Origin of the sequence: Pseudomonas morbosilactucae (assembly GCF_023241715.1) — a bacterium.
Taxonomy (GTDB): Bacteria; Pseudomonadota; Gammaproteobacteria; order Pseudomonadales; family Pseudomonadaceae; genus Aquipseudomonas; species Aquipseudomonas morbosilactucae.
This window is the reverse complement of the sequence record NZ_JALQCW010000052.1, coordinates 19,607-44,404: the sequence shown is the minus strand read 5'-3', so window position 1 is coordinate 44,404 and position 24,798 is coordinate 19,607. Positions and strand designations below refer to the sequence as shown.

The window sequence follows — 24,798 nt, the reverse complement described above, 5'->3', positions numbered from 1 at the left end:
TCGAACGCCGTGTCGCTGAAGGTGGTTCGGATCGACGGGTTCAAAACCGTGCATGAGTCACTCAACAGCGGTATCGGAAAAGAAGCCCGGCCTTATCAGCCGGGCTTTTTTCATTCTGATAACCGTCCAGCGCCAGGAACGTCGTTAGCCGCGTTTCATGCAGCGCTGGTAACGCTCATCCACCCGCTTGGCGAACCAGGCCGTGGTCAGTTTGCGGGTGATTTTCGGGCTCTTGAGTTCGATGCCTGGCAACAACTGACGGGGCAGCGGCTGGCCGGCGGCACGGTCGGCCAGGGCGAACACCCGCTGGTACAGGCGGGTCTGCTCAAACTCCGCGCCACTGCCCTTTTCCAATTGATCGCGCAGGGTCGGGTTGCGCATGTCCAACTGCTTGCCCAGGGTGCGCACCGCCAATTCGGTGCTGCCCGGCATCACCGAGTCGTAGCGGATCAGGTCGCCGTCCAGGGCCAGGGCAATCCCCGTGGCACGGCTGACGGCGTTCTGGAACGCGGCGTTGCGACTGGCGTACCAGCCGGCGTTGAAATCGGCGAAACGGTACAGCGGCTGCGGGTAATTCACTGGGTAGCCGAGTAAATGGGCGATGCCGAAATACATCCCGCCCCGGCGACTGAAGACTTCCTGACGCACTGAACCCTGAACTGGATAGGGATAGGCCCTGGCCTGTTTTTCGGCGAATTCGATGCTGACCTGCATCGGCCCGCCGGTGTGCACCGGGTTGAAGCTGCCGAACAAGGTCTTGCCCATGGGCACCATGCCGATGAAGTCATCGAAAATCGCGCTCAACTCTTTCTCGGTGCGAGCCTTGGCCAGCCGCTCGCTGTAGGACTGGCCGTTGGGCGAGCGCACCTGCAGGGCCGCACTCACCAGCAGCGACGGCACATGCACCTTGGCCGCGCGCCGGTCGATCTCCTGGCGGGCGATTTTGCCCAAACCGGGCACCGGCGGGTCCACCTGAAAGGTCGACTCCTGCTCGGCCACCGCCAGCACCGCACACAGGTTGCCCTTGCTCGGCTCGATGCCCTGGGCGCTGAACGCCACCTGGATGTCCGTGGCCCAGCCCTGGCGATCCTGGGTCTGCGGCGGCAACAGGCGAACAACCTGCGCCTGCACCTCGGCCGGGCTTGGCGTCGGCGCCTGGGCACCGCGCTGGCCGGCGCAACCGGCCAGCAGCAACAGCGCCGTACTGGTGAAAATAACTCGATGCAGGTTCATGATTCCCCAAATACCGTGCCGGTCCACCCTGCTTCCAGTGAAGCAGGTTGCCGCGAATATCGACCGACAACCGCCAACGGCGTTCCCCCACGCCACCCGGCTAGACCAATAACCGCGAAGATCGGCGATTTTCACCTACGCTCAATCTGCAGCGCCCCGAGGGCGTCACGGGGCGCCGGCTGATCTGCCGTAAAACCCACTGTTCAAGGAGTTCGAACTGGATGTTAAGCCTGGATTTTCTCATCACCTCACTGATCGTCGTGCTGATCCCCGGCAGCGGCGTGATCCTGACCATTTCCACCGCCCTGGTGGCCGGCAAGCGCGCCAGCCTGTTCACCGCCGTGGGCTGCACCGCCGGCATCGTCCCGCACCTGCTGGCCTCGGTGCTGGGCCTGTCGGCGCTGTTGCACACCAGCGCCCTGGCTTTCCAGGGCCTGAAATTCGCCGGGGTCGCCTACCTGCTGTACCTGGCGTATGCCACCTGGCGTGATCGCTCGGCCTTCGCCGTGGACCGGCACACCGGCAGTACCCGCGCCGGCAGCCTGATGCTCAAGGCCTGCCTGCTGAACATCCTCAACCCCAAACTGACCATCTTCTTCCTGGCCTTCCTGCCCCAGTTCATCCGCCACGATGGCGCCGCCCCGGCCCTGCAAATGCTCAGCTTGAGCGCGGTATTCATGGCCATGACCCTGGCGGTGTTCGTGCTCTACGGGTTGCTGGCAAACCTGTTCCGCCGAGCCGTGATCGAGTCGCCCCGGGTGCAAAACTGGCTACGCCGCAGTTTTGCCGCGAGCTTCGCCGCCCTGGGCCTGAACCTGGCGTTCGCCCAACGCTGAGGGGGCGGCTACAGCGCCCCGCCGTCCAGTGCATGCATTTGATTTCCCAGTGAGGGCAAGACATGAACTGCAGCGACGTATTGATCATCGGCGCCGGGCCTACCGGCCTGGTTCTGGCCCTGTGGTTACGCCAGCAAGGTATCCAGGTGCGCATCATCGACCGCACCTCGGGGCCCGGTACCACGTCCCGGGCCCTGGCCGTGCAAGCCCGGACCCTGGAGCTGTACCGCCAACTGGACCTGACCCAGGCCATCCTTGAACAGGGCCACCAGGTGCCGGCGGTGAATCTCTGGGTCCAGGGCCAGCGCGCCGCCCAGTTGCCCCTCAATGACATTGGCGAGGACCTGACGCCCTACCCCTTCCTGCACATTTTCCCCCAGGACCTGCACGAGCAATTGCTGGTGGAGCGCCTGGCGAGCCTGGGGGTGAGTGTGGAGCGCGACACCGAACTGCTGGGCTTCAACGACCTGGGCAACCTGGTGGAAGCCCGACTGCGCCATGCCGACGGCTACGAGGAACGCTGCCAGGCCTTTTACCTGGCCGGCTGCGACGGCGCCCGCTCGACGGTGCGCCAAACCCTGGGCAGCGGTTTTCCGGGAGGCACCTATCGGCAGGTGTTTTATGTCGCGGATGTGGACGCCAGCGGCCCGTCCATCGACGGCCAACTGCACGTGGACCTGGATGAGTCGGACTTTCTCGCGGTCTTCCCCCTGGCCGGTGCAGGCCGCGCCCGGCTGATCGGCACGGTCACCGGCGAACACGCCGAAGCCCCGGAAGAGTTGCGTTTCGAGGACGTCAGCCACCGCGCCCTGGACCAACTCCAGGTCGAGGTGCAACGGGTCAACTGGTTCTCCACCTACCGTGTGCATCACCGGGTGGCAGAGCAGTTTCGCAGCGGGCGGGTGTTTCTCTTGGGGGATGCGGCCCATGTGCACAGCCCGGCCGGCGGCCAGGGCATGAACACCGGAATCGGCGACGCCATCAACCTGGCCTGGAAGCTCGCCGCCGTGCTCACCGGCCAGGCCGAAGGACGCCTGCTGGACAGTTACGAAGTCGAGCGCATGGAGTTTGCCCGGCGCCTGGTGGCCACCACTGACCGGGTGTTCAGCTTCGCCACGGCCGAAGGCACCCTTGCCAACCTGCTGCGCACGCGCCTGGCGCCGATGCTGATTCCCAAACTGGCGGCGTTCGAGGCGGCACGCGAATGGCTCTTTCGCACCGTGTCGCAGATCACCCTGAACTACCGCAACATGCCGTTGAGCAGCGGCAGCGCCGGCCAAGTACATGGCGGTGATCGCCTGCCCTGGGCCCACGATGCGGAACACGACAACTTCACCAGCCTGACCCTGACCGGCTGGCAAGTGCACGTGTACGGGGTCACCAGCGACGAGCTGATCTCTTGGTGCCAGGAGCACAAGCTGCCCCTGAGTATCTTCGACTGGCGCCCGGCGCATGCCGCGGCAGGGCTGGCGCGCAACGGTTACTACCTGCTGCGCCCCGACACCTACGTGGCCCTGGCCGAGCGCAGCGCGGACCCCAAGGCCCTGGCACGCTATTTCATCGAGCGCGACATACGCCCCTGGCTTTGGGACAAAGGCCTTAGAAGCTGGCTTTGACCGAGACCATGAAGTTGCGCGGGTCACCATAGAAGTTGCCGAAGTTCTCGGTGCCCACGGTGGCGTAGTAGCGCTTGTCCAACAGGTTGTTGCCGTTGAGCGCCAGGGACCAGGTGTCGTCGATGCGGTAGCCGATGCGCCCGTTCCAGATCGCATAGCCGGCTTGGGTAATCTTCTGCCCGGTGGCCGGCGAGCTGCGGAAGTTGCCGCTTTGCGCGTTGACCCCGGCACCGACGGTGAAGCGCTCAAGAGGGCCGCTGAGGCTGTAGTCGCCCCAGACCCGCAGCAGGTGCTTGGGCACGTAACTGTTGAACGCCGCGCCATTCTTGCTGCTGTCCAGGTCGTCCAGAGTACGGGTCTGGGTGAAGGTGTAGCCGGCCAACAATTGCAGGCGCTCGATGACTTCACCACTGACTTCAGCCTCGAAGCCCTGGGCCCGGACCTTGCCGGCATTGGCGTAGCAATAGCCGTCGAACGATGCGCAGCTGGACAGGTAGTCGGTCTGTGCCTGGTCTTTCTGAATCGTGCGGAACAGGTTGAAAGAGCTGTTCAGGCGCCCCTCGAACCACTCGCCCTTGATCCCCAGCTCGTAGCTCTGGCCCACCAACGGTTTGAGGGAAGAGCCGGATTCAGTGCGGTAACCGCCCTGGGGCGTGAAAATGTCCGAGTAGCTGGCGTACAGCGTCAGGTTGTCGTTGAGGTCATAGAGCACAGCGGCAAAGGGCGTGACCTGCCCGGTTTCCTTGGTCTCGGCGTGCTGGGTGCTGTTGTCGGAGATAAACAGGTAGTCGGTTTGCGACTTGTACCAACTCACCCGGCTGCCCAGAACCAGAGTCAGCGGATCGGCCAGTTTCAGGCGCAGGGTGGAATAGGCGCCGTACTGCTTGGTCACCGAATCCACCGGGCCGCCACGGGTCGAGTTGGCGTAGTAGTAGCTGTCGTCAGGCTCGGGGATGTGCTTGTTCGGGTTGAACACGTCCTGGCGCTGAGGAAGGATCGCGACGCTGAAAAAGTCGTCCTTGTTCGAGCGACTGGCGTTCACCCCCACCGTCAACTCGTGCTCCAGGCCGAAGGCATCGAATTTGCCGTCCACGTAGGCGTCGAAGCCGTAGTCCACTTGGTCGTAGTCGAACAGGCCGCTGATCAGCGGCGAGGTGGTGTTGGCCGGGGTCACCGAACCCGAGGCGAAGGCGTATTTGATGTCCTGGGTGTTCTTGGTATAGACCCCGGCCACCTTCAGCGACCAATCATCATTGAACTGGTGCTTGAGGTCGCCGAACAGGGTGGTGCGCTGGCTGCGCCAGGTATTCCACGACGGATTCAGGCAGGTGGAACGGCCGAGCTTGAGGTCGCTGCCATCGCGATAGCGCGGCAGGCCGCCCCAGCAAGGCGTGGCGTCCACGTCTTCATAGGCGATGCCCAGGCCCACGGTGGTGGCCGGGTCCAGGTCAACGTCCAGGGCACCGTAGTAGGTCTGGTCCTTGCGGCTGGCGTTGTCGTAGAAGTAGTGCTTGCTCTGCTCGGCCACCACCACCCGCCCGCGCACGGTGCCGCCTTCGTTCAGCGGCCCGCCGGTATCGACCTGGCCACGGTAGTTGTCCCAACTGCCGCCGGACAACGAGAGCTCGGTGTGGGCCTCGCTCTGGCCGCGCTTGCGCACGAAGTTGACCGAACCCGAGGTGCCACCGGCGCCCTTCATCATGCCCGCCGCGCCGCGGAGGATTTCCACTCGGTCGTAATAGGCCAGGTCGCCACTGAAGCTGTCGGCCTGCACGTAGTTGTTGCCCATGTCCAGGGGCACGCCGTCGTACTGGTACTGGCCGAGCATCTGGAAGCCCCGGGAATAGAAGTACTTGCCGCCCATGGGCGACTCGTAAAGGGTGATGCCGGGGGTCTTGGCCATCACGTCTTCGACCGTGGTGATGTTCTGATCGTCCATCAGCTTGCGGGTCATCACCGTGATCGATTGCGGGGTCTGCCGCAGGGAATGAGCGCCCTTGCCGATGGTCACCGCACCCGTGGTGTAGGAACCGGAGTTTTCGGTGGTGGCGCCCAGGGCCTGGGCCTGCACACTAGTCACCCCCAGTTCCAGGCTCGACGCGCTCTTGGGCACAGAACGCAGCACGTAGCTGCCGTTGCTCTGCGGCTCGGCTTGCAAGCCCGTGCCGGAGAGAATCCGCGCAAAGCCCTCAAGCACGCCGTACTCGCCCTGCAAGCCCGCCGAAGCCAAGCCGTCGGTTTGCCGCGCGTCGAAGGAAATCGCCGCACCCGCTTCGCTGGCGAAACGGCTGAGGACTTCGCTCAGGTTGCCGGCGGCGATATCGAAACGCCGCACCTGGGTCTGCTCCCCCGCCGCCATGGCCGCCTGCGGCAGCGCTGTCGCGCCATACACCGCGAGCATGCCCCAGAGCCCGGCCTTCACCGCATTCGCCAACTTCGGCTTGTGAACATCCGACATGTCTTGCCTTCCCCCAATGATGAAAATGAATCCACTGGGGGATAAGCCGAACCAGGGGCGAACAAAGTGCAACGCTTGGGAAAAATATTTTCCGGCAGCCACGGGCTAGGCGCGAACCCGCACCCAATAAAGCGTATAGCGGCTGATTTTGAGGCCAAAACCGCTTTCCAGCGCCGCCAGGGCGCGGTCGGTGTTGTCGATGGGAAAGGCCCCGGAGACTTTCAGGCCGGCGATCTGCGGGTCGCAGTGCAGGAGCCCCGGCCGATAACGCGACAAGTCGGCCAGCAACTCGCCCAGCGGCCGGTCGATGGCAATGATGCTGCCCTGGCGCCACGCCCCTACCGAAGCATCGTTGCGCCGCACCGCGCCCACACTGCGAGCGTCGAAGTCCAGGCCCTGGCCGGCCTCCAGGCGCCGGGGTGGCGATCCGTCCGACAGGCTCAACTGCACCGCCTGCTCCAGCACCGCCACCTGGCCCCGAAGGGCCTCGGAACGCACCAGGAAGCGTCCGGCCAAGGTCTGCACCCGGCCGTGACGGGTGTCGATGCGCAACGGCCGCTGCAGCGAGTCCGGCGCCGCGCCCACCAGGACTTCGCCCCAAAGCAACTCCAGCACCCGCTGCTGGCCGTCAAACCGCAGGTTCACCGAGGTGTCGGTATTGAGCAGCAGCGAACTGCCGTCCGCCAGGCGCACTTCGCGACGCTCGCCCACACGGGTGCGGTAGTCGGCCATCAGGTTCTGCGCCGTGTCGCTGCGCCAACCCAGCCAGCCCAAGGCGCTGGCCGAGGTCAGCAGCAGGACCCCGCGCAACACCTGGCGCCGCGATTGCCCGGCCCGGCGCAGCGCTGGGCCGGCCAAGCGTCCCGGCACCCCGGCCATTTGTTCGCCGACCATTTGCATGCGCTCCCAGGCCTGGCGATGCAACAGGTCCGCCGCCAGCCAGTGCTGCCACTCCTGTTGCTCCTGCTGGCTGGCGCTGCCGGAACGCAGCCGCGCGTACCAGCGGGCCGCGGCGCTGATGGCCTGGAGTTCGCTGTCACTGAGCTGGGGGCTGGAAAAACTCATGAATACTGCATCCGGATCTGCATCAGGCAGCAGTGCTCCATGGCCTTGGCCATGTAGTTGTTCACGCTGCGCACCGAAATCTGCAGGCGCTCGGCGATGTGCTCGTAGGTCAGGCCGTCGCACTGGGACAGCAGGAACGCCTGCTTGACCTTGGTGCCCAGGCCGTCGAGCAAACGGTCAATCTCCAGCAGGGCCTGAAGCAGGATGGCCTGCTCTTCCGGCGACGGATGCTCGCCTTCGGGCATCCAGGCCAGGGCTTCAAGGTAAGCCTGTTCCAGGGAGCGGCGGCGAAACAGATCGATCATCAGGCCTTGAGCGACCCGCGACAGATAGGGCCGCGGCTCGCGGATGTCCAGGGCGTTGCGCGCCTTGATGATGCGCACGAAGGTGTCCTGCACCAGGTCCGAGGCATCGCAGGCGTTGCCCAGGCGCTGGCGCAGCCAGCCGTGGAGCCAGCCATGGTGGTCGCAATAGAGGTCGTTGACGGCGCAGCGCAGGGACAGATCGTCGGCGGGCATGACAATAAAAGTTCACATTTGATAATGAATCGCATTGTCATGCAGACAGCAAAGGCTTGGCAATAGCCACGCCACCGGGAATCGGCGGCGTGGCCCTGCCGGGGCTCAAGGGCGCATCAGATGCCGCTCAGGGCCAGGTCCATGGCGAAGTAGGTGAAGATCAGGTCGGCACCGGCGCGCTTGATCGAGCCGAGGCTTTCACGCACCACGCGGGCTTCGTCGATGGCGCCAGCCTGGGCGCCGAACTTGATCATCGCGTACTCGCCGCTGACCTGATATGCCGCCACCGGCAGGCGCGAGGCTTCGCGGATGTCACGGATGATGTCCAGGTAAGCCCCGGCCGGCTTGACCATCAGCGAGTCGGCGCCTTCCTGCTCATCCAGCAGCGATTCGCGCACCGCTTCGCGGCGGTTCATCGGGTTCATCTGGTAGCTCTTGCGGTCGCCCTTCAGGGCGCTGCCGCCGGCTTCGCGGAAGGGGCCATAGAGCGCCGAGGCGAACTTGGTGGAATAGGCCATGATCGGCGTCTGGGTGAACCCGGCCGCGTCCAGCGCCCGGCGAATGGCCTGGACCTGGCCGTCCATGGCGGCCGACGGGGCAATCACATCGGCCCCGGCGCGAGCGGCTGCCACGGCTTGCTTGCCGAGGTTGAGCAGGGTCTGGTCGTTGTCCACTTCATGACCGTGCATCACGCCGCAATGGCCGTGGTCGGTGTATTCGCAGAAGCAGGTGTCGGACATCACGATCATCTCCGGCACGGCGTCCTTGGCGATGCGCGACATGCGCGACACCAGACCGTTCTCGTTCCAGGTGTCGCTGCCGTCGCTGTTCAAATGGTGGGAAACGCCAAAGGTCATCACCGACTTGATCCCGGCCCGGGCGTAGCGCTCGATCTCCCCGGCCAGCCGGGATTCCGGAATGCGCATCACCCCCGGCATGCTCTTGATCGGCACGAAATCGTCGATCTCTTCTTCAACGAAAATCGGCAACACCAGGTCGTTGAGGGTGAACTCGGTTTCCTGGAACAGGCTGCGCAGTTGTTCGGAGCGACGCAGGCGACGGGGACGGGCTTCTGGGAACTGGCTGGACATGATTTTTCCTAAAGGCAGGCCGGGTGTGAAGCGGACCAAAGTCGAAAAAAGGCGCAAAGCTTATGCCCCAGCGCCGAGCGATACAAACCCCGGTTGCCCAAGAGTGCGTTGCCACTTTCGCAACAATGGGTTTTGCCCCTAGTATTTGCAGGTGTTAACCCCCCTATTCGTACCCGCACAGGAAGGCACCCGCGATGTTCGAGATCCAGAACTACGGCAGCTTTATCGCTGCCATCGTGATTTTCCAGATGATCCCCGGCGCCGGCACCCTGGCGATCCTCAATGCCACGGCGCGCAATGGCGTGGCCGCGGGGTTCGGTGCAGTGCTGGGGACCCTGCTCGGCGACATTATCTACATGGTGGCGGCGGTCGCCGGGCTGGCGGCGCTGATGCAGGCCAACCCGCTGCTGTTCCAGGGCCTGCAATGGTTTGGCGCGGCCTACCTGTGCTGGCTCGGCGTGCAACTGCTGCGCGCCGGCGGCCAGCAACGGCAGCGCCGTGGAGCCGAAGAAATCCGCCCGGGTGTACTTTCGCAATGGCCTGGCGGTGGCCCTGACCAACCCGAAAGTGATCCTGTTCTTTGTCGCGTTCTTTCCGCTGTTTATCCGCCCGGACGGCTCCAGCCTGACCTTGCTGGTGATGATGCTGCACATCACCCTGATCAGCCTGGTGTACCAGGTCGTGCTGGTGCTGCTGGGCAATGCCGCAGCCATCCGCCTCAAGGCCCTGCCCCTGGCACGGGCCATTGCCACTCGGGTGGCGGGCCTGGCATTGATTGGTTTCGGCATCAAGCTGGCGGCCAATAACCGCTGAACCCTGACCTGCCGGCGATGGCGCGATGACCGCCGCCATCGCCGGCACTTACAGCGACAACGTGCCCTGCAGGCAGGTCACGGCGGCACCGCCGATCCACACGTCATCCCCCACCTGCTCCACCTGAATCCACCCCGCGCGCCCCATGCTCAGCCCCTGGCTGACCACGTAGCGGCTCGGCGCCAGGCCGGCCCCCAGCAGCCATTGGGCGATACCGGCGTTCAAGCTGCCAGTGGCCGGGTCTTCAGGCATGCCGTCACCGGCAATAAAACCCCGCACTTCGAACTGTGCATCCGTGGCATCGCGCGCTGGGTCACAGCGGGCGATTACCCCCACGGCCAGGCCCAGCAGTTGCGTGTAATCGGGCTGCAAGTCCAGCACCTGCTGGCGCTCGGCAAGCATCACCGCCAGCCAGCCGGCGCCGTTGTCCACCCACTGGGCGGCAATGATCGCCTGCGGTTCCAGGCGCAGGCCAATGCGCACCTGCTCCAGCAACTCGGGTTCCACCGGGCCGGAACGCAGCAAGGGTGGCGCCAGGAACGCCAGCTCCGAACCCTGGCGCCGGATCCGCACCAGGCCCACACCGCATTCCTGAATGATCTCCTTGCCCTTGGGCTGGCCGCCGGATTCCAGCCAGGCATGGCAACTGCCCAGGGTCGGGTGGCCGGCGAACGGCAGCTCCTGGACCGTGGTGAAGATCCGCAGGCGGTAGTCGGCGCGCGGGTCCTGGGGTTTGAGGATAAAGGTGGTTTCGGCGAGGTTGGTCCAGTTGGCGAACGCCGCCATGCGCTCGTCACCCAGCGCGTCGGCCTCGAACACCACCGCCACCGGGTTGCCTTTGAGCGGCTGATGACTGAACACGTCGACTTGTTTAAATGGCAAGGGGCCCATGAGCGGTCCTGTAGTCAAAGCGCCCGCATCCGATGCGGGCGAGGTGCGCGGTCAGACCGCCTTGGGTATTTCCAGGCCACGAATCACCGCAGGCCGCGCCACGAAGCGCGCCAGCACTCGCTGCACATTGGGGAAATCGTTGATGCCCACCAGGTCCCCGGCTTCATAGAAACCGATCAGGTTGCGCACCCAGGGGAAGGTCGCGATGTCGGCGATGGTGTAGCGCTCGCCCATGATCCAGTCACGGCCCTGCAAGCGCCCTTCAAGCACGCTCAGCAGGCGCTTGGATTCGGCCACATAACGGTCCCGCGGACGCTTGTCCTCGTAATCCTTGCCGGCGAACTTATTGAAGAAGCCCAACTGGCCGAACATCGGGCCGATGCCGCCCATTTGCCACATCAGCCATTGCAGGGTCTCGTAGCGCGCCGCGCCTTCCTGGGCCAGCAACTGCCCGCTTTTGTCTGCCAGGTAGATCAGGATCGCCCCGGACTCGAACACCGCCAGCGGCTGGTCGCCCGGCCCGTGGGGGTCGAGAATCGCCGGGATCTTGTTGTTGGGGTTCAGGGACAGGAACTCGGCGGACATCTGGTCATTGCTGTCGAACGCCACGCGGTGCGGCTCATAGGGCAGACCGATCTCTTCGAGCATGATCGAGACCTTGACCCCGTTGGGCGTGGGCAGGGAATACAGTTGAATCCATTCGGGGAACTGAGCAGGCCACTTTGCAGTGATGGGGAATGCAGAGAGATCAGTCATGACAGGCTTCCAGTGACAATCAGGGGGCTAAGACGCATGCCGGCTAAGGCGCGGGGGATTATAGGCACGGCGCCGCGCCTTCTTAAATCGGCAACATTCAGCCGTTAGGCTGCACCGGCATCGAACCAAACGGCACCCAGGGACTCAGACAACTGCCTTCGGGCTGATGCACAGGTTCAACGACAGGGACATCACGGCACGCCAACGGCCACCGTGGACAGGTTTGTCAGCCTTAAACCGCTGCGCTGAAGAATGACTAACCCATGACTCGATTGCTGACGCTGATTCGCCGCCTGCCCCGTCGCGGCCCGCTGTTGTTGCCAGCCCTGCTGCTGGGCGGCGCCTTGTGCCTGTCCCTGGAATCCAGCGACAGCCGGGCACAACCGGCGGACGGCACCCAGACCCTGGTGTTCCTGCGCCATGCCGAAAAACCCGCCGGCGGCCTTGGCCAGCTCAACTGCCAGGGCTTGAACCGCGCCATCGACCTGGCCTCCCTGCTGCCGGAAAAATTCGGCAAGGCCGACTACGTGTTCGCCGCCAACCCGACGCGCAATGTCGAGGAAGGCGAAGCCGACAACTCCTACAGCTACATCCGCCCGCTGATGACCATCAGCCCCAGCGCCATCAAGTTGGGCCTGCCGGTGAACATCGAGTACTCGGCCAACGACACCAGCGAACTGGCCGATGAACTGCTGGACGACCGCTATCACAACTCGATTATCTACACCGCCTGGTCCCACGGTTACCTGCCGGAGTTGATCAACAAAGTCGCCCGCGAAGCCGTGGGCGAAAAACGCAACATCGCCGACGACTGGGCCTCCAACGACTATGACTCGCTCTACGTCTTGACCCTGACCTGGCACAACGGCAAAGCCAGCCTCGACAGCCGCAGCTACAAGCAAGGGCTGGATAACGGCGAACAAAGCTGCCCGAGCTGAGGCGATAGGGATCTCACGGGCCCTATCGCTGGCAAGCAGGCGCCTATAGAAAGCGTGACGCCTGCCCCGTGGTTCAAGGGATGAGGATGATTTTTTCGCCGCAGCCCTGGTTCACTTCGGCATAACGCGCCAGGCCCTCGGCCAGGGGCGATTCGAGCAGGCCTTCGGGCAGGGGCAGCAAGCCCTGGTCAAAGAAACGGCCAAACTCTTCGAGCATCGCCGCGCAAGCTTCGACGCCGTACAGCAGCGAGTTGATCCCCACCACCGAGCCGCCTTTGCGGTACAGGGCCAGGGCCGGCAGTTGCACCTGCCCGTCTACCGGCGCGGCAATGATGGCGATGCGGCCGAAGGTGGCCAAGGCCGCCACCGACGCCGGCAACCAGAACCCGGTGGTATCGAAGATCACATCGGCACCGCCGGCAAACACCCCATTGACCTGCTCTTGCAACGCTTCCGGGCCCTGCAACTGCAACGTGGCATAGCCCTGGGCCTGCAAGGCCTGGACCTGCTCCGGGCGCCGCGCCGCTGCGAGCACCTGCGCCCCGCGCACCTTGGCCAGGGCCAGGGCGGCACTGGCCACGGCACCGCCACCGATCACCAAAAAACGGGTTTCAGCATTGACGCCACTGCGTTGCAGGGCATCCCAGGCGGTGGTGTAAGGCACGCCGAGGCTGGCGGCCTGGGCAAAGCTCAGGTGACTGGGTTTGGGTGTCACGCCCTGGGCCGACACCACCAGATATTCGGCGTGGGAGCCATCCGCGAAAAACCCCAGTTCCTTGCCCGTGCCCCAGACCTCACGGCCCAGCAGCGCGTCGGGCCCCTGCACCACCACCCCGGCAAAATCGCGCCCCGGAATCCGCGGCAACGTGGTGTAGGGGAAACGCCCAAGGACGTTTTTCACGTCGCTGGGGTTCAGGCCGGCGGCCTTGATCTGCACCAGGACCTGGCCAGCGCTCGGCACCGGGGTCGGCACGTCCACCCATTGCAGGGAGGCCAGGTCACCGGTGGCGGAAAATTGCAGGGCTTGCATAAAAAACTCCTTCAACGAACACAGGGAAACCGCTTCAAGACAACCAACTGCTGAGCAACTGCCGGCCCCAAGGCCAGAGTTGCTCACCGCTCAACATGCCCAGCAGCCCCACCAGGGCGATGGCCGGGGGCGCCGGCGAGCGCACCTGCAGCGCGCCGTAGAGCAGCCCCACGGCGAGGCCGATGGCCAGGGATATCAGGTAGTTCATGCTCAGCTCCGAACAAGGGACAGTCGATGCACGGAGTCTAGGGAGGGGCGCGGCCAGGCATCGGCCAAGTGCTTCAGGATTTCGGCCAAAGGCCCGGGTTCAGCCTCAGCCCTGTGTCAGGCCGACACGCCTTCGGCGGCGTATTGCGAGGGGGCCAAGCCCAGCTCCCGGCGGAACATGTCGCTGAAGCTGCTGGGGGAGTAGCCCAGTTCTCGAGCGATGCGACTCACTGGCACGCCCTGGATCAACTCCGCCGCCGCAGTGGCCAACTGCACCTGGCGCCGCCACTCGGCAAAGCCCAGGCCCAACCCCTCTTTGAACAAACGCGCCAGGGTGCGCACGCTAGCCCCCGCTGCTGCCGCGTGCTGTTCAAAGGAAATCGCCAAGGACGGCGCCGCCATCACCGCCTGGCACAGGCTCATCAGGCGCCGGTCGGCGGCGTCCGGCAGGGCAATCTTGAGCTGCGAACGGCGGGCCCGTCGCAACTCCAGCAGCGCCAGCCCCACCAAGGCCTCGTAATAGTCCGCCGACGCCCCCTCGCCCTGCTCCACCAGCCGCAGGATCAGCTCACGCAACAGGTTGTCCACCTGCAACACCTGGACCTGACCATCGAGGGTGGCCGCCAGGGCCGGACGCAAGTAGATATTGCGCATCTGCAGGTCGCTGACCACGCGGATCCCGTGTTCCACACCGGGCGGCAACCAGACCGCTCGCTGGGGCGGCACCACCAGGGCTTCGTGGGGTGTCTCGACCCACATCACCCCGCTCATGGCGTACAGCAACTGGCCCCAGTCGTGCTGGTGGGGCTCGATAAACAACCCCCGCGGGTAGGTGCGGGCCAGGGGTTGCAGCGGCACATCGGTGTCGGTGAGGTCGGGGGGCGCGGCAAGGGCCATGGCAAGGCGTCGTCACTGAACGGGCGGGCGCCCATGTTAACCAGCGTCCCGGGCAGTCGCCAGCGTCGATCTGTGCCGTGGTTGGCCAACGCTTTCGGGGCACGTGACCGTTGGTAGCGGCGTCGGACAATCCGACTGAATTTTTCGCCACCACAGGGATCACTAAACCAACACAGGGAGGATCAACGGCTTTATGAACAACGCAAAACTCTTCGTCATCGAATACACCCTGCACGGCAGCCCCAAGTCTTTCATCATCCGCCTGGACAAGATGGACAACGCCGAAGCCTGGCACTGGGCAAGCTGCGACGCAGGGGTCGGTCGCATCGGACGCTTTGGCCGGGAACAGGTGAAAAAGACCAGCAAACCCATGGCAGAGAAATTCGGCATCGAAAACGTCACCTGGCGACCGTCGGCCTGAAGCGTCACCGGCCCCTCGGGCATCGCACCCGAGGGGCTGGCTATGGCTGATGGTCATCCGCCTTCGGAGCCCTCCGCGCATTTACACCCGTCGTGGGACACACAAGGTGCGCCGTCAGCGTGATGATCGGCACAGGCCATGCAGCAGTACTGCTTGCCGTGACGGACGATGGCATTGGGGCCGACCTTGCAGGTACAGGCCGGGCAGGCACAAGTCGAATCGGGCATGGTGCGGACTCCTATGGACTGAAGGCACCCATTGACTGAGCGCTTCCAATGGCAGAGGGCACTCATCGGCTGAGGCCCCCAGGCGCGTCAGAGCACGCGCCTGTATCCATGACTTTAGCCGGGGACGGCCAGATCATCGGCCTTTTTGCGTGACCCTCGTCTAGGCTCAGCGGCAACGCCCTCGCAGCCACGGTTGGCCAACACACGCGGCGCGGCCGAAAAAAACAACACGATAAAAACAACAACAAGGGTCCTGACCGCCCATGAACATCCTCTACGACGAAGCCCTCGACGGTGCCTTGCCCAAGGTCGACAAAACCGCCCTGCTGCACGCCCTGCGCAGCCAATTGCCGGACCTGGATATCCTTCACCAGCCCGAGCAACTCAAGCCCTACGAATGTGATGGCCTCAGCGCCTACCGAACCACGCCGCTGCTGGTGCTGCTGCCCCGGCACCTGGAGCAGGTGCAGACCCTGTTGCAGATCTGCCACCAGATGAATGTGCCGGTGGTGGCCCGGGGCGCCGGCACTGGCCTGTCCGGCGGCGCCTTGCCCCTGGCCAGCGGCGTGCTGCTGGTGATGGCGCGCTTCAATCAGGTGCTTGAAGTCGACCCTCAGGCGCGCACCGCCCGGGTCCAGCCGGGGGTACGCAACCTGGCAATCTCCCAGGCGGCGGCGCCCTTCGGCCTGTACTACGCGCCAGACCCTTCGTCACAGATCGCCTGCTCCATCGGCGGCAACGTCGCGGAAAACGCTGGCGGCGTGCACTGCCTTAAGTACGGCCTGACCGTGCACAACCTGCTGCGTTTGGAAGTCCTGAGCATCGAAGGCGAGCGCCTGGTGCTGGGCAGCGACGCCCTGGACGCGCCGGGCTTCGACCTGCTGGCGCTGTTCACCGGCTCCGAAGGCCTGCTGGGCATCATCACCGAGGTCACGGTGAAGTTGCTGCCCAAACCTCAAGTGGCCAAGGTCTTGCTGGCGGCCTTCGACACAGTGGACAACGCCGGTCGCGCGGTGGCCGAGATCATCGCGGAGGGGATCATTCCCGGCGGCCTGGAAATGATGGACAACCTGGCGATCCGCGCCGCCGAGGACTTTATCCACGCCGGCTACCCGGTGGACGCGGCGGCCATCCTGCTCTGTGAGCTGGACGGTGTGGAAGCCGATGTCCATGACGATTGCCAGCGGGTCCACGCCGTGCTGCAGCGCTGCGGCGCCACGGACGTGCGCCAGGCCCGAGACGAGGCCGAACGCGTGCGTTTCTGGGCCGGGCGCAAAAATGCCTTTCCCGCCGTCGGGCGGCTGTCGCCGGACTATTACTGCATGGACGGCACCATCCCCCGACGCGCCCTGCCCCAGGTCCTCCGGGGCATCGAGGAACTGGCGCAGGCATACGGACTGCGGGTGGCCAATGTGTTTCACGCCGGCGACGGCAACATGCACCCACTGATCCTGTTCGACGCCAACCAGCCCGGGGAACTGGAACGGGCGGAAAACCTCGGCGGCAAAATCCTCGAACTGTGCGTCAAGGTCGGCGGCAGCATCACCGGCGAACATGGCGTGGGCCGGGAAAAAATCAACCAGATGTGCGCCCAGTTCAACGCCCACGAACTGCACGTGTTTCATGGGGTGAAAGCCGCCTTCGACCCCGGCGGCCTGCTCAACCCCGGCAAGAACATCCCGACCCTGCAACGCTGCGCCGAGTTTGGCGCCATGCATGTGCACGCCGGGCAACTGCCCTTCCCCGAACTGGAGCGTTTCTGATGCTGGAGACTGCGGACGACGACACCAGTGCCGTGCTGCTGGAGCAAGTGCGCCAGGCCTTGGAAAACCGCACGCCACTGCTGATCCAGGGCGCCAACAGCAAGGCGTTCCTGGGCCGCAGCGGCGCCGGCGAGGTTCTGGACACCCGGGCCCATCGCGGCATTGTCAGCTACGACCCCACGGAACTGGTGATCACCGCGCGCGCCGGCACCCCGTTGCGCGAACTGCAGGCGGCCCTAGACGCCGCCGGACAGATGCTGCCGTGCGAGCCGCCCGCCTTCGGTGAGGGCGCGACCCTGGGCGGCATGGTCGCCAGCGGGCTGTCGGGGCCACGGCGCCCTGGGCCGGCTCGGTGCGGGATTTCGTCCTCGGCACCCGGGTCATCAGCGGCCAGGGCCAGCACCTGCGCTTTGGCGGCGAGGTGATGAAAAACGTCGCTGGCTACGACCTGTCGCGCCTGTTGGTGGGCAGTTACGGCTGCCTGGGGGTGCTCACTGAAGTGTCCCTCAAGGTCCTGCCCAAACCCCGGCAATGCCTGAGCCTGGTGCTGGAGATGCACAGCGCCGAAGCCCTGGCCAAGCTCAGCGAATGGGGCCAGCAACCGCTGCCCATCAGCGCCGCCAGCCAGCATGACGGGCGCCTGCACCTGCGCCTGGAGGGCGGCGCGGGCTCGGTGGCCGCGGCCCATGAGCGCCTCGGCGGCGAGCCCCTGGCGGACCGCTATTGGGATGACCTGAACGAGCAACGCCTGGACTTTTTCGACGCCGGCCTGCCGTTGTGGCGCCTGTCGCTGCCTAACCACTGTGGGCCCCTGGCGTTGCCCGGCGAGCAACTGCTGGACTGGGCCGGCGCCCAGCGCTGGCTCAAGTCCGAGGCCGACGCCGAACAGATCCGCACCGTGGTCAGCGCGGCTGGCGGCCATGCCACCTGCTACAGCCACGGCCTGATCGACAGCCCGTTCCAACCCCTGGCGCCGCTGATGCTGCGCTACCACCGGCAACTCAAGGCGCAGCTGGACCCCCAGGGGATTTTCAACCCCGGCCGCCTGTACCGGGAGCTTTGACTCATGCAGACCACCCTGAGCGAACAGGCCCGGCAACTGCCAAGGGCCGAAGAAGCCGAGCGCATCCTGCGCAGTTGCGTGCACTGCGGTTTCTGCAACGCCACCTGCCCCACCTACCAACTGCTGGGCGATGAACTGGACGGGCCCCGGGGGCGCATCTACCTGATCAAGCAGGTGCTGGAAGGCGCCCCCGCCACGGCCCTGACCCAGCAGCACCTGGACCGCTGCCTGTCGTGCCGCAACTGTGAAACCACCTGTCCGTCCGGGGTCGACTACCACCACCTGCTGGACATCGGCCGCGCCGTGGTCGACGCCGCCGTGCCCCGGCCCCTGGGCCAGCGCCTGCTGCGCCAAGGCCTGCGGGCACTGACAATCAATGCCCAGGGGTTCAAGGCCCTGGTCAACGGCGCCAGCCACTGGCGCCCGCTGCTGCCCCAGGCTCTGCAAGACAAACTGCCCCAGCGCGCCCAACCGGCTGGCGTACGCCCCGCAGCACGTCATGGGCGGCGAGTACTGCTGCTGGAAGGCTGCGTGCAACCGGGGCTGTCGCCCAACACCAACGCGGCGACGGCGCGGGTCCTGGATCGCCTGGGCATCAGCGTCGACAGCGTCCCCCAGGCCGGCTGTTGCGGCGCCGTGGACTATCACCTGGACGCCCAGGAAGCCGCGCTGCAGCGGGCCCGGGACAACATCGACGCCTGGTGGCCGCACCTGGAAAACGGCGCCGAGGCCATCGTCCAGACCGCCAGTGGCTGCGGCGCCTTTATCAAGGAATACCGCTACCTGCTGGCCGCCGACCCGGCCTATGCGGCCAAGGCGGCGCGGGTCAGCGAATCGGCCAGGGACCTGGTGGAGATCCTGCGTGACGAACCCCTGGAGCCCCTGTCGGTGTGCAGCGACCAGCGCCTGGCGGTGCATTGCCCGTGCACCCTGCAACACGCGCAACGACTGGGCGGCGCGGTGGAGGCGGTGCTGGTTCGCCTGGGCTTCAACCTCACCCAGGTGCCGGACAGTCATCTATGCTGCGGCTCGGCGGGCACCTACTCACTGACCCAGCCACAATTGGCCCGGCAACTGCGGGACAACAAACTCTGTGCCTTGGAAAGTGGTCGACCGGACGTCATCGTGACTGCCAATATCGGCTGCCAGACCCACCTCGGCGGCGCCGGACGCACCCCGGTGCGGCACTGGATCGAACTGGTGGACGCCGCCCTTTCCCTCACTGGAACCCCTCGATGAACAGCAAAGCCGTACTCAGCCAGCATGAAGTGCAACAGATTCTCCAGGCCGCCCGCGCCGAAGCCGTGCGCAACCAATGGGCCGTGAGCATCGCCATCGTTGACGACGGTGGCCACCCCCTGGCCCTGGAACGCCTGGACGGTGCCTCGTCCATCAGCGCCTACATCGCCACGGAAAAGGCCCGCACCTCGGCCCTGGGCCGCCGCGAATCGAAGTTCTACGAAGAAATGGTCAACGGCGGGCGCACCGCCTTTCTCGGCGCGCCGACCCTCACGCCCCTGGAAGGCGGGGTGCCGATCCTGCATGAAGGCCAGGTGATCGGCGCCATCGGTGTGTCCGGGGTCAAGTCTGCGGACGATGCACAGATCGCCCACTGCGGCGCGCAATGCCTGGGCTGAGCCATCCCTGGGCTGAGCCGCCTCAGGCCTGGCGACTGCTGCGGTACATAAACACCAGGGCCAGCGCCAGGCACAGCATGGCCAGCAAACGGTTGGACGACAGCTCGATGGCCGGGTTGCCGAGCCAACCGAAGTTGTCGATCAACAGCCCCATGGCCAGTTGCCCGAGAATCACCGCCACCGTAGCCACCGCCGCGCCCAGCCGGGGCACGGCGCCCACCATGACCATCATGTAAACCACGCCGAACAAGGCTCCGACCAGTTGCCACTTGGGCACCTGGAGCAGGTTCATGGCCTGGGGCGGCTGGAAAAACAGGATCAGCAAGGCGCTGACCACAGCCCCCACCACAAAGGTCAGCAGGCTGCTGCGCAACACCCCCACCGTCTCACCCAGACGGCCATTGATCGCCGCCTGCACACTCAACACCGCACCGGCGGCCACCACCAACAGCAACAACAGAAACACACTCATGTTCAACCTCGGGCAATCAGGACTAGGGCCGCGACAATCAATACCAGCGCCAGCCAGCGCTCGGCATTGACCTGCTTGCGCGCCGCACCGAACCAGCCGAAATGGTCGATCAGCACGCTTTTGCCCACCTGGCCGGACAGGATCGCAATCATGGTCATGGCAATGCCGATATGGGGCGTGGCCAGGGTCAGCACCACCACGTAGATCGGCCCGAGCAGGCCGCCGATCAATTGCCAGCGCGGCAGGCTGCTGAAGGCCGGCCCCGGCTGCGGACCGCTGAACAGCAAGAGCAAAAACAACAGCGCCGAACCGACCCCGAAGATGCTCAAGGTGGCCCATAAATGGCCAACCTGGGCCCCCAACGGCCCGAGCAAACCGGCCTCTACGGAAAGGCCCATGCCGGCGAGAATCACCAGGGGCAACAGCAGTAAACGGCTCAGCGAAGGGCGCGGAACCCTGAGCGACACGCGCTCATCCAGCGAAGAAGACGGCATGCAACAACCTGTAATGACGGGAAAGAATGGCGGCCATTATCGATTGCCCAAGCTTTGCGATAAATGGGACCATCCCGACAACACCTTTGCGCATTACGCACAGCAGGACATTCCCATGCAAGGCTTCAACGATCTCAGCTTCAAGGCCCTGCGCCTGTTCGTGGCGGTGCTCGACCAGGGCAGCTTCTCCGCCGTGGCCCGCCGTGAAGGGCTGGCGCCGTCTTCCATCTCGCGGCAGGTGCAATTGATGGAACAGGCCCTGAGCCAACAGTTGCTGTACCGCCACACCCGCGCCGTCAGCCCCACCGAAGCCGGGCGTCTGCTGGGGCACCACGCACGGCGGGTGCTGGCCCAGTGGCAGGAAGCGGAACAGGCCCTGCAGGAACAGGACAGCGAACCCAGCGGCCTGGTGCGCATCAGTGCACCGATGGCGTTCGGCCAGTTGCACCTGGCGCCGTGGCTGGGTGAACTGTGCGGGCGCTACCCCAAGCTGCAACTGGATGTGCAGCAGACCGACCGCTACATCGACCCGCTACAGGAAGGCGCCGACCTGCTGTTTCGCATCGGCAGCCTGAACGACTCCGGAATGCAGGCCCGGGTGCTGGCGCCCCAGCGCTACTGCGTCGCTGCAAGCCCGGCTTACCTGGCCCGATACGGCACGCCTCGGCACCCGCAGGAGCTGCACCAACATCAGTGCCTGGCGTACAAGGGCGAGGCCGGGCAACAGCGCTGGTTCTACCGCCAGGGCCAAGAGGATTGGGTGCCTTACAGCGTCAAGGGGCCGTTGACCGGCAACCACGCCGACACCCTGACCCAGGCGGCCGAACAGGGCCTGGGGCTGGTGCTGTTTCCGTCCTGGCTGATTGGCGAGGCCCTGCATCAGGGGCGCCTGGTGGCCCTGTTCGACGACTATCAGGTGGCCATCAGCCTGGAACCGCAACAGATCGCCGCACTCTGGCCCGGCAGCCGGCGCCTGTCGGTGAAGGTCCGGACAGTGATTGATTTTTTTGTCGAGAAGTTCGGCCCAACGCCCTATTGGGACCGCTAGCCCAGGCCGCAACCCCGCCAGGGCCGGTTCAGAACAGCAGTTGCGCAATCAGCCAGGCATTGGCCGCGCTGATCACCGCGAACAGGCTCCAGGCCAAAACCCGGGTTGGCCAACGGTTGACGAACTCGCCCATCAGGCGCGGGTCGTTGGTCATGCGAATCAACGGGTACAGGGCAAAGGGCAATTGCAGGCTGAGCACCACCTGGCTCAACACCAGCAACTTGCCCACCGCGCCGTCGCCCATCAGCCACACGCCAACAAACGCCGGCACCAGGGCCAGGCCCCGAGTGATCAGGCGGCGCTGCCAGCACGGCAGGCGCAGGTCGAGGTAGCCCTCCATGATTACTTGCCCGGCGATGGTGCCGGTGAAGGTCGAGCTTTGCCCCGAGGCCAGCAACGCCACGCCGAACAGCACGCTGGCCAACGCCCCGCCCACCAGCGGGTCGAGCAAGTGATAAGCGTCCTGGATTTCCACCACGTCGCTGTGCCCGGTGCTGTGGAAGGCCGCCGCCGCAAGGATCAGGATCGAGGCATTCACCAACAGCGCCAGGGCCAGGGAGCCAATGGTGTCGATGCGCGCCAGCTTGATCGCGTCGCGGCGGCTCTCCAGGTCCTTGCCGATCAACCGGGTCTGGACGATGGAGGTGTGCAAATAGAGGTTATGGGGCATGACCGTGGCCCCGAGAATGCCGATAGCCAGGTACAGCGGCGCGGCATCGCTGATGGCCGACAGCGACGGGGTGAAGCCCCGGGCCACGTCGGGCCAGTAAGGTTTGATCAGCAGCAGTTCAATGAAGAAGCACACGCCAATGGTCGCCACCAGCGCCAGCATGATCGCTTCCAGGCGCCGAAAGCCGCGGTTCTGCAAGGCCAGAATGAGCAAGGTATCGAAGGCGGTGATGACAATGCCGGTGGTCAGCGATACCCCCAGCAGCAAGTGAAACGCCAGGGCGCAGCCCAGCACTTCCGCCAAGTCGGTGGCGATGATCGAGACTTCCGCCAGCAGCCACTGGGTGCGCGCCGAACGGCGGCTGTAGCGCTGGCGGCAGAGTTGGGCCAAATCATGCCCGGTGGCGATGCCCAGCCGCGAGCACAGGCACTGCACCGCCATGCCCGCCAGGCTGGCCAGCAACACCACGAACAACAGGTTGTAGCCGTAACGGGAACCGGCCTCGATGGCCGTGGCCCAGTTGCCTGGGTCCATGTAGCCAATGGAAATCAACAGCCCGGGGCCGGCAAAACGCAGGATGCGCTTGAACAGCGAAGCGTTGGGATCAACGCTGACAGAGCCCGCCACTTCTGGCGGGCAGAACGGGGCGGTACCGATTTTGGGCAGGCTGAATTTCACACAAGCATCCGGGCGGCTGAAACGATGGCCAAGCTTAGACGTTTCAGCCCACGCGCCCAAGCCGGAAAATTCACCGTGCCACGCCGCCCAAGCGGCGCCCCTGCCCGCTCAAGGCTGCTTGCGGAAGAACAGGGTGACCTGGCCCAGCTCGAAGCCGAACTTGGTCATGTAGGAGCGATTGGCCAAGGTGTTTTCATCCAGCAGGAACATCCAATCGTCGAAGTGCACCTGGTAGATCTTGCCGTCCACCGGCAGGTTCAACACATAGCGCCAGCGCAAGGCATTGCCGGCCACTTCGCCCTCGGCCTCGCCGACCACGTCGTCGGCAGTGCCGCGCCAGCGCCCCGGACCGTCGGGGCGCAAGGTCCAGACACGGGTCTGGCGGGTGCCGTCGCTGTAGGTGAAGTCCTCATGCATGATGAAACGGTCGCCCTCGCTGCGGCTGTTGATCTGCACATGGAACCGCTTGATCACCTCCCCCGAGCGCTTCTGGAACATGCCCCAGGCCTCGACCCGCCCCGTGAAGAACTGACGCAGTTCAAGTGCTGGGGTCTGCTCACGGTACTGGCTCACCTCAACGCCCGCACAGCCGGACAGCAACGCGGCGCATAGCAGCAAGATCCATGTCTTGAACATCAGCAAACTCCTCGATAAAGGCGGTTATTGCCCGAGCAACCGGGCGCGTAATTCCGGGTTGCGGGTGCGCGGGTCGAGCCAGATGGCGAAAAACGCCTGGGCGAACGCCGGGTCCTTCACTTCGTGCTGCAAGGTCTGGTCGACGAAGAACTGCGCGCCACGCCCGGGCAGAAACACCCCAGTAATGATCCGCCCCGGCACCACGTCGACAAACGAACGCTGCATCTGCGCCCGCCAGTCGCTGAGCTGGGCCGCGCTGACCGCCGGGCCCGACAGGCGCTGGATCTCATCCAGGCTGGTTTGCACCAGGTCGTCGCGGCTGATCTTGCGCTGGTAGGTCAGTTCCAGGGCAAACGGCGTATCGGCCGCCAGGGGCGCCGCCGAGCTCCACAGCCGCGCCTGGTAAACCTTGAAACCGAACCAGGTAAATTCACCGCTGCCCACCACCCGTGCGTTGGGCAAGGTCGCCTGCCAGCCGGCCGATGCCGTGGCGCTGAGCAGCACCAGGAGCCAGAGCGCACGGCGCAGGGCCGTCAGCGGTGGGCGCTGCACTTAGGGCTGCCTTCTGATCAGTTGCAGGAATTCCTGGCGGGTGCTGCTCGATTCGCGGAACGCGCCCAGCATCACCGAGGTGTTCATCAGCGAATTCTGCTTCTCCACGCCGCGCATCATCATGCACATGTGCCGCGCCTCGATCACCACGGCCACACCGGCGGCCCGGGTGACCTCCTGAATGGCCTCAGCGACCTGCCGGGTGAGGTTTTCCTGGATCTGCAGGCGGCGGGCGTACATGTCGACGATGCGCGCCACCTTGGACAGCCCCAGCACCTTGCCGGTGGGCAGGTAGGCCACATGGGCCTGGCCGATAAAAGGCAGCAGGTGATGCTCGCACAAGGAGTACAGCTCGATGTTCTGGACGATCACCATCTCGTCGCTGGTGGAGCTGAACAGCGCGCCGTTGACCACCTCTTCCAGGCTCTTGTGGTAGCCGTTGCACAGGTAGCGCATGGCCTTGGCGGCGCGCTGCGGGGTGTCGCGCAGGCCCTCGCGAGCGGGGTCTTCGCCAACGCCGGAAAGGATCTCGCGATAGTGTTCTGGCAGCAGGTCACTCATTACAGGGTCATCCGAAAGGCGGTTGCAGCGCTCGGCAGGTGAGCGCTGCAAAGGGGGTAGCAAAGTGGACCTGAGGCGGTCGATTGCTCGTCTGACCGTGCCCGGGCAGTGCTCGGGCGTGGCCTCAGGTCCAAAACCGGGGGAACAGCACAACGCAGGTCGGGGAGTTGATCCCGGTAAAGGCGAGCTCGCTGTTCCCTGGGTAAAAACCTATACGCAAAAACAGA

25 protein-coding genes and 2 pseudogenes are annotated in these 24,798 nt (G+C 65.1%); 10 read left to right on the top strand and 17 right to left on the bottom strand.

The features are described from left to right. Positions 1–144: 144 nt before the first annotated feature. On the bottom strand, positions 145–1,233 hold the full coding sequence (locus M1B34_RS19620; protein WP_268266013.1) for a DUF1615 domain-containing protein: 1,089 nt from the start codon (positions 1,231–1,233) through the stop codon (positions 145–147). Between the two features lie 221 nt (positions 1,234–1,454). Here M1B34_RS19620 and M1B34_RS19615 point away from each other — a divergent pair, with 221 nt between their 5' ends. Together M1B34_RS19615 and M1B34_RS19610 are read left to right on the top strand one after the other, a co-directional pair. After that, positions 1,455–2,069, top strand: a complete 615-nt coding sequence (locus tag M1B34_RS19615) for a LysE family translocator (RefSeq protein ID WP_123331388.1) — start codon at positions 1,455–1,457, stop codon at positions 2,067–2,069. Positions 2,070–2,131: 62 nt separating this feature from the next. Continuing rightward, on the top strand, positions 2,132–3,685 hold the full coding sequence (locus M1B34_RS19610) for an FAD-dependent oxidoreductase (RefSeq protein ID WP_268266012.1): 1,554 nt from the start codon (positions 2,132–2,134) through the stop codon (positions 3,683–3,685). Here M1B34_RS19610 and M1B34_RS19605 read toward each other — a convergent pair. From M1B34_RS19605 to hemB, 4 genes are all read right to left on the bottom strand, one after another. Further along, positions 3,669–6,143, bottom strand: coding sequence for a TonB-dependent siderophore receptor (locus M1B34_RS19605; protein ID WP_268266011.1), 2,475 nt, complete (start codon positions 6,141–6,143; stop codon positions 3,669–3,671). The genes M1B34_RS19610 and M1B34_RS19605 overlap by 17 nt on opposite strands. Before the next feature lie 105 nt (positions 6,144–6,248). After that, positions 6,249–7,208 carry a FecR domain-containing protein gene (locus M1B34_RS19600; RefSeq protein ID WP_268266010.1) on the bottom strand — a complete coding sequence of 320 codons (960 nt, stop codon included), beginning with the start codon at positions 7,206–7,208 and terminating at the stop codon, positions 6,249–6,251. Then, the gene (locus M1B34_RS19595) at positions 7,205–7,726 is read right to left on the bottom strand and encodes a sigma-70 family RNA polymerase sigma factor (RefSeq protein ID WP_123331381.1); all 522 of its coding nucleotides are present in this window, start codon (positions 7,724–7,726) and stop codon (positions 7,205–7,207) included. The genes M1B34_RS19600 and M1B34_RS19595 overlap by 4 nt, the downstream gene beginning before the upstream one ends. Positions 7,727–7,842: 116 nt before the next feature. After that, positions 7,843–8,817, bottom strand: a complete 975-nt coding sequence (gene hemB / locus M1B34_RS19590) for a porphobilinogen synthase (RefSeq protein ID WP_123331379.1) — start codon at positions 8,815–8,817, stop codon at positions 7,843–7,845. 194 nt (positions 8,818–9,011) lie between these two features. Between hemB and M1B34_RS33875 the strand changes: the two are divergent. After that, a pseudogene (locus M1B34_RS33875) lies at positions 9,012–9,630 on the top strand (LysE family translocator). Between the two features lie 48 nt (positions 9,631–9,678). Here M1B34_RS33875 and M1B34_RS19580 read toward each other — a convergent pair. After that, positions 9,679–10,521: a PhzF family phenazine biosynthesis protein gene (locus M1B34_RS19580; RefSeq protein ID WP_123331375.1), complete on the bottom strand. Its 843-nt coding sequence runs from the start codon at positions 10,519–10,521 to the stop codon at positions 9,679–9,681. A gap of 51 nt (positions 10,522–10,572) precedes the next feature. After that, positions 10,573–11,277, bottom strand: coding sequence for a glutathione binding-like protein (locus M1B34_RS19575; protein ID WP_268266008.1), 705 nt, complete (start codon positions 11,275–11,277; stop codon positions 10,573–10,575). A 263-nt stretch (positions 11,278–11,540) separates the two neighbouring features. Between M1B34_RS19575 and M1B34_RS19570 the strand changes: the two genes are divergently transcribed. Further along, the gene (locus M1B34_RS19570; RefSeq protein ID WP_123331371.1) at positions 11,541–12,215 is read left to right on the top strand and encodes a histidine phosphatase family protein; all 675 of its coding nucleotides are present in this window, start codon (positions 11,541–11,543) and stop codon (positions 12,213–12,215) included. A 73-nt stretch (positions 12,216–12,288) separates the two neighbouring features. On the opposite strand, the gene M1B34_RS19565 is transcribed toward M1B34_RS19570, so the two are convergent. From M1B34_RS19565 to M1B34_RS19555, 3 genes are all read right to left on the bottom strand, one after another. Continuing rightward, positions 12,289–13,245, bottom strand: coding sequence for a quinone oxidoreductase family protein (locus tag M1B34_RS19565; RefSeq protein WP_268266007.1), 957 nt, complete (start codon positions 13,243–13,245; stop codon positions 12,289–12,291). A gap of 34 nt (positions 13,246–13,279) precedes the next feature. After that, a complete protein-coding gene (locus tag M1B34_RS19560) occupies positions 13,280–13,453 on the bottom strand; it encodes a DUF1427 family protein (protein WP_123331367.1) in 174 nt (57 codons plus the stop codon). Between the two features lie 116 nt (positions 13,454–13,569). Continuing rightward, complete coding sequence (locus M1B34_RS19555) at positions 13,570–14,349, bottom strand: AraC family transcriptional regulator (RefSeq protein ID WP_123331365.1); 780 nt, start codon at positions 14,347–14,349, stop codon at positions 13,570–13,572. Positions 14,350–14,542: 193 nt separating this feature from the next. Between M1B34_RS19555 and M1B34_RS19550 the strand changes: the two genes are divergently transcribed. Then, positions 14,543–14,770 carry a DUF6555 family protein gene (locus M1B34_RS19550; protein ID WP_123331363.1) on the top strand — a complete coding sequence of 76 codons (228 nt, stop codon included), beginning with the start codon at positions 14,543–14,545 and terminating at the stop codon, positions 14,768–14,770. Between the two features lie 53 nt (positions 14,771–14,823). Here the strand turns inward: M1B34_RS19550 and M1B34_RS19545 are convergent, their stop codons facing one another. Continuing rightward, positions 14,824–14,997, bottom strand: a complete 174-nt coding sequence (locus tag M1B34_RS19545; RefSeq protein WP_123331361.1) for a metallothionein — start codon at positions 14,995–14,997, stop codon at positions 14,824–14,826. A 263-nt stretch (positions 14,998–15,260) separates the two neighbouring features. On the opposite strand from M1B34_RS19545, the gene glcD reads away from it, so the two are divergent. The 4 genes and pseudogenes from glcD to M1B34_RS19525 all read left to right on the top strand — a co-directional run bounded on the left by glcD (position 15,261) and on the right by M1B34_RS19525 (position 19,460). After that, positions 15,261–16,760: a glycolate oxidase subunit GlcD gene (glcD, locus tag M1B34_RS19540; protein WP_268266006.1), complete on the top strand. Its 1,500-nt coding sequence runs from the start codon at positions 15,261–15,263 to the stop codon at positions 16,758–16,760. Beyond that, positions 16,760–17,823: pseudogene (glcE, locus tag M1B34_RS19535) on the top strand (glycolate oxidase subunit GlcE). Before glcD ends, glcE begins: the two are co-directional and overlap by 1 nt. 3 nt (positions 17,824–17,826) lie before the next feature. Then, a complete protein-coding gene (gene glcF, locus M1B34_RS19530; RefSeq protein ID WP_268266005.1) occupies positions 17,827–19,062 on the top strand; it encodes a glycolate oxidase subunit GlcF in 1,236 nt (411 codons plus the stop codon). Then, entirely contained in the window at positions 19,059–19,460 is a 402-nt protein-coding gene (locus tag M1B34_RS19525) for a heme-binding protein (RefSeq protein WP_268266004.1), read from the top strand. Before glcF ends, M1B34_RS19525 begins: the two co-directional genes overlap by 4 nt. A gap of 22 nt (positions 19,461–19,482) precedes the next feature. Here M1B34_RS19525 and M1B34_RS19520 read toward each other — a convergent pair whose 3' ends face one another. Further along, positions 19,483–19,932 carry a DMT family transporter gene (locus M1B34_RS19520; RefSeq protein WP_123331351.1) on the bottom strand — a complete coding sequence of 150 codons (450 nt, stop codon included), beginning with the start codon at positions 19,930–19,932 and terminating at the stop codon, positions 19,483–19,485. 2 nt (positions 19,933–19,934) lie between these two features. Continuing rightward, a complete protein-coding gene (locus M1B34_RS19515) occupies positions 19,935–20,426 on the bottom strand; it encodes a DMT family transporter (RefSeq protein ID WP_123331349.1) in 492 nt (163 codons plus the stop codon). A 115-nt stretch (positions 20,427–20,541) separates the two neighbouring features. Here M1B34_RS19515 and M1B34_RS19510 point away from each other — a divergent pair, with 115 nt between their 5' ends. Continuing rightward, positions 20,542–21,474, top strand: a complete 933-nt coding sequence (locus M1B34_RS19510) for a LysR family transcriptional regulator (protein WP_268266015.1) — start codon at positions 20,542–20,544, stop codon at positions 21,472–21,474. 28 nt (positions 21,475–21,502) lie between these two features. Here the strand turns inward: M1B34_RS19510 and M1B34_RS19505 are convergent, their stop codons facing one another. From M1B34_RS19505 to folE, 4 genes are all read right to left on the bottom strand, one after another. Continuing rightward, positions 21,503–22,822 (bottom strand): Nramp family divalent metal transporter, encoded by a 1,320-nt coding sequence (locus M1B34_RS19505; protein WP_268266003.1) that lies wholly within the window; start codon positions 22,820–22,822, stop codon positions 21,503–21,505. A 108-nt stretch (positions 22,823–22,930) separates the two neighbouring features. After that, complete coding sequence (locus M1B34_RS19500; protein ID WP_268266002.1) at positions 22,931–23,458, bottom strand: DUF3833 domain-containing protein; 528 nt, start codon at positions 23,456–23,458, stop codon at positions 22,931–22,933. A 24-nt stretch (positions 23,459–23,482) separates the two neighbouring features. Beyond that, positions 23,483–24,010 (bottom strand): chalcone isomerase family protein, encoded by a 528-nt coding sequence (locus tag M1B34_RS19495; RefSeq protein WP_259740367.1) that lies wholly within the window; start codon positions 24,008–24,010, stop codon positions 23,483–23,485. Then, the gene (gene folE / locus M1B34_RS19490; protein ID WP_123331340.1) at positions 24,011–24,571 is read right to left on the bottom strand and encodes a GTP cyclohydrolase I FolE; all 561 of its coding nucleotides are present in this window, start codon (positions 24,569–24,571) and stop codon (positions 24,011–24,013) included. Positions 24,572–24,798: the final 227 nt, after the last annotated feature.